The sequence below is a fragment of the Rhizobium sp. CBN3 genome (assembly GCF_030518245.1).
GTDB classification, from domain to species: Bacteria; Pseudomonadota; Alphaproteobacteria; order Rhizobiales; family Rhizobiaceae; genus Rhizobium; species Rhizobium aethiopicum_A.
Genome location: NZ_JAULSE010000112.1, coordinates 1 through 223, shown reverse-complemented (window position 1 = coordinate 223; position 223 = coordinate 1). Strand labels below are relative to the sequence as shown.

Genomic DNA, 223 nt, shown 5'->3' with positions numbered 1-223 from the left:
CGAAGGGCTGAATGCAGGCACCGATCTGATCAAGACGGCGCTTTCAAGCTATACGCTCGGCAACAATGTCGAGAACCTGCAATATACGGGATCCGGCAGCTTCACCGGCACTGGCAATACGCTCGTCAACACGATCACCGGCGGCGCCGGCAACGACACGCTTGACGGCGGAATCGGCAACGACACGCTGAACGGCGGCGCCGGCAACGACATTTATGTGGTC

Annotated in this window: 1 pseudogene; it reads left to right on the top strand. The window is 59.6% G+C overall.

Annotated elements, in window-relative coordinates:
* Positions 1-223, top strand: a pseudogene (locus QWJ46_RS31190) (protease); the annotation flags it as partial.